At 55.9% G+C, this 6,619-nt stretch carries 7 protein-coding genes and 2 pseudogenes; 4 read left to right on the plus strand and 5 right to left on the minus strand.

From position 1 onward, the window contains the following. Positions 1-64: 64 nt before the first annotated feature. Both V7665_RS07025 and V7665_RS07030 read right to left on the minus strand, forming a co-directional pair. Entirely contained in the window at positions 65-781 is a 717-nt protein-coding gene (locus V7665_RS07025) for a hypothetical protein (protein ID WP_335663824.1), read from the minus strand. Between the two features lie 2 nt (positions 782-783). Continuing rightward, complete coding sequence (locus V7665_RS07030; RefSeq protein ID WP_335663825.1) at positions 784-1,362, minus strand: hypothetical protein; 579 nt, start codon at positions 1,360-1,362, stop codon at positions 784-786. Between the two features lie 148 nt (positions 1,363-1,510). Here V7665_RS07030 and V7665_RS07035 point away from each other — a divergent pair, with 148 nt between their 5' ends. From V7665_RS07035 to V7665_RS07050, 4 genes and pseudogenes are all read left to right on the plus strand, one after another. Then, positions 1,511-2,539, plus strand: a complete 1,029-nt coding sequence (locus V7665_RS07035; RefSeq protein ID WP_335663826.1) for a YncE family protein — start codon at positions 1,511-1,513, stop codon at positions 2,537-2,539. A gap of 119 nt (positions 2,540-2,658) precedes the next feature. Further along, positions 2,659-3,597 (plus strand): annotated as a pseudogene (locus V7665_RS07040) (GMC family oxidoreductase N-terminal domain-containing protein); the annotation flags it as partial. 82 nt (positions 3,598-3,679) lie between these two features. After that, positions 3,680-3,865, plus strand: a pseudogene (locus tag V7665_RS07045) (hypothetical protein); the annotation flags it as partial. 3 nt (positions 3,866-3,868) lie between these two features. Further along, a complete protein-coding gene (locus V7665_RS07050) occupies positions 3,869-4,606 on the plus strand; it encodes a GMC family oxidoreductase (RefSeq protein ID WP_335663831.1) in 738 nt (245 codons plus the stop codon). Here the strand turns inward: V7665_RS07050 and V7665_RS07055 are convergent. The 3 genes from V7665_RS07055 to V7665_RS07065 form a co-directional block, all read right to left on the minus strand. Continuing rightward, the gene (locus tag V7665_RS07055) at positions 4,603-5,340 is read right to left on the minus strand and encodes a peptidase (protein ID WP_335663827.1); all 738 of its coding nucleotides are present in this window, start codon (positions 5,338-5,340) and stop codon (positions 4,603-4,605) included. The genes V7665_RS07050 and V7665_RS07055 overlap by 4 nt on opposite strands. Before the next feature lie 49 nt (positions 5,341-5,389). Continuing rightward, positions 5,390-6,190, minus strand: a complete 801-nt coding sequence (locus V7665_RS07060) for a transglutaminase family protein (RefSeq protein ID WP_335663828.1) — start codon at positions 6,188-6,190, stop codon at positions 5,390-5,392. A gap of 2 nt (positions 6,191-6,192) precedes the next feature. Next, on the minus strand, positions 6,193-6,619 hold a 427-nt coding region (locus V7665_RS07065; protein ID WP_335663829.1), incomplete at its 5' end, for an alpha-E domain-containing protein.

Here is a 6,619-nt window from a genome sequence, read left to right on the forward strand (position 1 = left end):
ATTTCAAAAGAAAAGCAAAAGGGGGCTGTCATTTTCGCGAGGCCGGAATATTATGCGCAGTAGTCTAGCCGCCGACATTGGCGACATTGTAACGAAGCGCTTCATCGTTGGTCAGGCAGCGACGGGTCGACTTGTCGCCGTCGTCGGTCTTCACGGCGCTGGTCTTGTACATGACTTCGGACAATAATAAGCGCGACACGCCCATTCTGATCAGAAAATCATTATCTTCAGTGGCCAGAAGCGCGCTTTGCTGCTCAACTTCGCCGATCAGGCCAACCGTCGAATCGGTCCCCATTTCTATACTGTAATTGATCGCATTGCGGTCGTTGGTCATGGTGAACATATGGACCATGAAATGGGCGCCGGGCTCGACGATCCGGGCCCTGCCCCCCATGAACACAAAATTGCACGCGCTGAAACAGGTCCACCCCTGGGGAATGCGGGTGATGATCAAGGCATCGGCCGCCCGGATCACCCGGCCCGCTTCATTGCCTGCTCTCGCGTTACCACCGGAAGACCGCAACCAGATTTCGGAAATATCCGGATTGTCCGCCAACATCTTGCGCAACCGGTCGGGCAAGCCAGCATCGACGGCCCCTTCGGCATATAATACTTTGGTGCCGTCCATCATCTTCGGTGTCAGCTCCATCGTCTTGTTGGTCGACCAGTTGGGAGCCTCCGGACAGGTTGGATTATCCGGGTCCATGCCCGGTTTTACATCGGTCGCTCCCAAGGTAAAAAGCGAGGCGATGACGATTGCGGTCTTGATCTTGTTTTTCATATTCATGCCACGACTATATATCGTGTTTCTCCGGGTTTTTTGCACATCCGCTTGGACACGCGGGACTCTTCACCATCGGCAATAACAACATCGGTGATCGACATGCAACTCGTACCGTCGGCGGTCAGGGTTTTCGCGGTTGCGGTGGAACTGCCCGACACACCTTCACGCGTCTGGCTGGTCCATTCAGAACTGGTTCCGATCTGTTCGGAGCGGGTGATGTTGTGCGTCGCTTCCGCAGCCTGCAACTGTTCATCGGGGTCAAGCCGGCAGGCAATCGCATTGGTCAGTGTACCAGCCACCTCCGCCCGGGGAATGAAGGAGCCGACCAAACCCATACCGCCGGTGGCCCGCCGGGTAAAATCTCCAATCATGCTGCCCAATATGGATTTACCAATCGAATTTTTCGAATCGGTGGCGCAATCCGTAGCCTTGCTATCGTCAGCTGTCTTGCTGTCGGCGGATGGCCGTTTTTTAAACAGCCCACCAAATTGCGCTGACGCAGGTGCAGGAACCACAAGAGCTGCAACCAATGTTGCAGCGACCAGTGCAAAGGTGAACCGGCGAGCTTTTTCACGCATGACAATCCCTCGATGACCTATAGAATATACATATCCTATCATCGGCATCGTCACAAGCAGTGCCTTGTATCACAGCTGCGTCAAAATCAGGGATAGAAAAACCATGTTTAGCTGTTATCCTGCATGAAATAACGGGAAAGGTTGGACCATGGTCAAGAAATTTACACATTTCTGTTCGGCGATATTCCTGCTTGCCGCCGGCACAGGCTGCAGTGAAAATATGGCCGCGAAAGCAGAGCCAATGTCCGGAATATTGCTGGTCGGCAATAAGGGTGAAGACAGTCTGAGCTTCATCGATTTGGCAAGCGGCAAGGAAAGCGCCCGGCGAAATACCGGGAAGCAGCCGCATGAAATCGCGATATCGCCCGATGGCAGGCTCGCTGCGGTCGTTTCCTATGGCGGAGAGACCATCGATATTTTTGACATCGCGGCAATGGACCGGATCGAGACAGTGTCGCTGGCCCCGGCCCGCCGTCCGCACGGAATCCAGTGGCTGGACGATGGCCGGATCATCGCAACGACCGAAGGCAGCGACAATATCACCATTGTGTCGCCACCAACTGGCGAAGCGCAAACACGCGAGATTGCGAATATTGCGACGGGCCAGCAGGGCAGCCATATGCTGGTGGTCACGCCCGACAAGTCCCGCGCCTTTGTCTCCAATATGCAATCGGGCACGGTGAGCGTGCTTGATCTGGTTACAATGACCAAGATTGCCGATTTGCCGGCAGGAACCGAACCGGAAGGGCTGGCGATCACCCCCGACGGCGCGAGCCTGTGGGTCGCCGATCGCCGCGGCGACCAATTGCGGGTTTTCGATGCCCGCAATCTTGCACAATTGGCGCTGATCGAGACCGGGAAATTTCCAATCCGCGTCGCGATCAGCCCCGACGGTGCCACCGCAATCACTTCCAATCTCGGTGACGGAGCGCTCGGGCTATTCGATGTCGCGACGCGCAAGCCCAAAGGCGCGATCAAAATAAGCGGGACCGCCGAATCCCAGCAGGTGACGATCCTCTTCTCATCCGATGGCAAAAAGCTCTATGTCGCCGAAACCGGCCCTGACATGATTGCCGAAGTTGATTTGGCGGCTGGCGCGGTGCTCCGCCGGTTCAAGGCTGGCGCCGACGGCGATGGACTGGGCATAGGCTTGGACGACCATGCTGCAAAACACTAGATCATAATGATAGACACCCCGGGTCGCACCTAGGGAGATGAAAGTTGAAAAAGCCGTTTAACCGATTGCAGGCGCTGATCATCAAGGCGATGGCAGAAGCCTTGTTTCACAATCGCACAATGGCCATTTCCGCCGATCAGGTCGTCGACAATCTGCAGGAACATTTCTCCAATATCGAAGGCAACAAGCCGGTTGAAATCGGCATCGCGCTCTACGGCCTGCTGCTCGTTCTGGGCGGGCCATTTTTTCTGTTGGCGCCTCCCGGAATCAGGAAAAACCTGATCCGCCGCCGGTTACAGAAATCCCGGATCGATCTGTTTCAGGATATTGCGCGCACCAAGGGTGTCATCCTCGCCGGCTATTATGGCCACTGGCAGCATGGCGACGAAGAAGCGAATTTCGACAATCCCATCTATGCCGACCTTGATTTCGAACTGCCGGCGCAGCGCGACCGCTCGGCCCCGGGAGAGCGCCCGGTCCGCCGCGAACCGCAGCGTGATCTCACGGCAAGAGTGTTCGTTGGTCATGATGCCATCCCGGAGGAAACCGACGTGATCGTGATCGGCTCGGGTGCTGGCGGCGCGGTTGCCGCTGCGGCGGTCGCGGACGAGGGGCATGAAGCCCTGATCATCGAGGCCGGTGGACATTATCCCTCATCCCGTATCACCCATGAAGAAGCCCGGATGACGGCGCGCATGTTCAAGGATGGTGCCCTGCAGACGACCTCGGACCGCGACATCATCGTGTTTCAGGGCCGCGTGGTTGGCGGCTCTACCGTCATCAACAATGGTATCTGCCTGCGCATGAAACATGCAGGCCTCGTCCATCCTGATGCCGAAGATGTTTACGAAACATGGGCCGAGCTGGGTGCTCCGGTCAGCGAGACCGATCTGGCACGGAGTTACGAGGCGGTCGAGCAGGCTCTGGAGGTTTCGGAAATTGACCGGATCGTCGGTCGCAACAATGGTCCGCACCTGATCGACGGCTGGAACAAATATGCCGCCCAATCAAACGATCCCATGGACCATAAAGCGATCACCGCATGGTTTCGGAAAAACTACGGCCCGAAAACGCCGGATACCGAATGCATATATTGCGGCTATTGCAACACGGGCTGTCCGTACGGCAGAAAAAAAAGCCATGCCGGAGAGCTTCCTCACTCATGCGACCAGCGATGCGCGCAGCAAACCGGCACGGATATTGGACCGGGCCGAAGCGACCGAGATATTGTGGACCGAGGGTGCCAATGGCAAGCGGATCGCGCACGCCGTCGAAATCAGGTTGAGCGACGGCGGCAAACGCACAATAAGGGCCCGCAAGGGCGTGGTCGTGGCAGCCGGCGCGCTGGCTTCCAGCAACCTGCTCTACGACAGCGGCATATTGCAATCGGGTAGCAATATTTCGCTCAACATTGCCTGTCCGGTGGTCGCGCTGATGCCCGAAGGCACAGAGGTCAATGTCTGGAACGAGGACCAGATGGCGACCTATGTCGACCGCGGCGACTTCCTGATCGAAAGCCATTTCCAGCCGCCGATGAGCATGGCGACCCTGGTGCCGGGCTGGTTCGAGGACCATTTTGAGCGGATGAAAAACTATAATCGGCTGGCCTCGGCCGGCGTCCTGTTTCCGGCCGACCGGCTTGGCTATATGGACAATGGCAAGCTCAAGCTGAAAATCGGCGAGAATGAATTGGCGCTGTTGCGCCGGGCGCTGGCGACGATGACCAAAGTCCATTTCCTCAACGGCGCGATCGAGGTCTACCCTGCCCTGCTCCGCGGCCAGACGCTGACCAGCGACATGAGTCATGCCGATATTGATGCCTTTTATGAAAAGGCGATCGTCGAGCCGGATGACGTTGTCCTGTCGAGTTCCCATCCCCACGGTGGCAATGCGATCAACGAAGACCCGGACAAGGGCGTCGTTGATCTCAACCAGCGCGTGCACAATACGACCAATTGCTATGTCGCCGATGCCAGCGTGATGCCAAGCTGCATTCGCGTCAACGCGCAGCTGACGACGATGGCCATGGCCCATCGGGCGCTGGCGGGAGAAAGACGCTTCGGCTAGTTTTTGAAGCTGAAATCGGGCAGCGATTGAAACGCGTTTCTCAGCGCATCGCCCCATCCCGCCGAAATCGTCTGAAAATAGGGATCATCCTGTTCGATCCGCTGCTGTTGCGTGATCGCGAAACTGTCAGCTTCATAGACCTGCAAATCCAGCGGCAAATCCACCGCCAGATTGGCTCTTATGGTCGAATCGAACGAAACCAGCAGTAATTTCACGGCATTTTCGAAGGTCATGTCCGGGTCGAAGGCGCGGACAAGAATTGGCCGGCCATATTTGGTTTCGCCGCTTTGGAAAAAGGGACTGTCGTCGCTGGCCTCGATGAAATTGCCGGCCGGGTAGATCAGGAAAAGCCTCGGATCACTGCCGTGGATCTGCCCGCCCAGAATCAATGTCGCACCAAATGGAGATTTGGCTTCCTGACCATCCCTCGCATAGGTCTTGACCACTTCGCGCAAGGTCTCACCAACGATCGTGGCGACCTGAAACATGGAAGGCGCCTGCAATATCGAGGGATTGCGGTCATCGGGATGTTTGCCGCGCTCGTCCAGCAGGCTGACCACCGCCTGCGTGGTCGCCAGATTGCCGGCCGAAAGCAGGGTGATCACCCGATCGCCAGCCACTTCCCAGCTGGTCAATTTCTTGACCTGGGCAATATCGTCAACGCCGGCATTGGTGCGGGTATCAGACATGAAAACCAGGCCGCGCTTCATCCGCAAGGCAACGCAATAGGTCATTTTTAATCTTTATCCCTAGTTAGAATCATCGCAATGATCTGCGATTCCTCTACTGCTGCACTTGCAGGGTTACAATCATATCTTCGCCACCTGGGCCGTATCGCAGGCCAGATATCGGTGACGCATCCTTGTAATCCAGACCGGTTGCGACACGAACATAGCGTTCATCCGGCGAATAGCCGTTGGACACATCAAAGCCGACCCAGCCGATATGCTCAATATAGATTTCTGCCCAGGCGTGGGTTGCATCCTGATCCACCCGGTCGCTCATCATCAGATAGCCGGAGACATAGCGGGCGGGAAACCCCAGGGCACGGGCCGCCGTGCAGAAGATATGGGCATGATCCTGACACACACCGCCGCCTAGCTTGAGGGCCTGTTCAACGGTTGTTTCCGCATCGGTCTTGCCAATCTCATAAGGGACCTTTTCGGTGACCAGCGCTGACAATGCATGCAGCCTGGCAATGTCATTGTCATAATCTTGGCTCAGCGACTTGATCAATTTCGCCGTCTCGGTTCCCGGCTTGGTAAGCGCCGTCGCCCGTTTGAAATACCATAGAGGGGCAAATCCGGCATGTTTGCCAATGACACCGCTACCGTCGGTATTTTCTACCTCGCCATTACAGCGAATGACGATTTCGGATCGTCCGCGTTCGATGTTGATCAGGTCGACATGATTGCAATGATGATCCTCGAACGACAATTCCAGCGAACCGCCATCAATCTCTATATTCCAGTCCAATATCCGCTGCCCAGCCCTTTCCTTGGGGCGAAGGCGCAGCTGCTGCAGCCCATATTGCACGGGATTATCGTAATTGTAGCGCGTTTCATGATGAATCTTCAGCAGCATCGTCAGCTTATCCTGTCCTGAAAATTATAGTCGGTCTCGATTTGAGCGGCGAGGCCATTATTTGCCGCCAGAAATTCGACGATAAATTCATGCAGGCCAGCCTCAAATATATTCTGGATTGGCTGGCTGAGCAAACGGTCACAAATATCCGTTACGAGACGATGTGATGTCACATCACTCCCATAATCAACCTCAAGATGTTTGAGATTATCGGAAATTTTGGAATAGCAAAAGGCCAATGAACGCGGCATCTGACGGTGAAGGATCAGATATTCGGCCACGCTCAGGGCACTGATATCGGCCCCGTTGAGCCACCGGTAAGAGCGGTGGGCGGAAACCGAGCGCAAGATCGTTTCCCATTGGACATTATCCACTGCGGAGCCGATCTGGGCGATCGAAGGCAGCAGCAGATAATATTTCACATCCAAT

It is taken from the genome of Parasphingorhabdus sp., assembly GCF_036964675.1.
Classification (GTDB): domain Bacteria; phylum Pseudomonadota; class Alphaproteobacteria; order Sphingomonadales; family Sphingomonadaceae; genus Parasphingorhabdus.

What these genes read in the sequence shown, in the direction of transcription:
- V7665_RS07025 (WP_335663824.1), bottom strand. Translation starts at nt 781, where the DNA reads ATGAAAAACAAGATCAAGACCGCAATCGTCATCGCCTCGCTTTTTACC.
- V7665_RS07030 (WP_335663825.1), bottom strand. Translation starts at nt 1,362, where the DNA reads ATGCGTGAAAAAGCTCGCCGGTTCACCTTTGCACTGGTCGCTGCAACA.
- V7665_RS07035 (WP_335663826.1), top strand. Translation starts at nt 1,511, where the DNA reads ATGGTCAAGAAATTTACACATTTCTGTTCGGCGATATTCCTGCTTGCC.
- V7665_RS07055 (WP_335663827.1), bottom strand. Translation starts at nt 5,340, where the DNA reads ATGACCTATTGCGTTGCCTTGCGGATGAAGCGCGGCCTGGTTTTCATG.
- V7665_RS07060 (WP_335663828.1), bottom strand. Translation starts at nt 6,190, where the DNA reads ATGCTGCTGAAGATTCATCATGAAACGCGCTACAATTACGATAATCCC.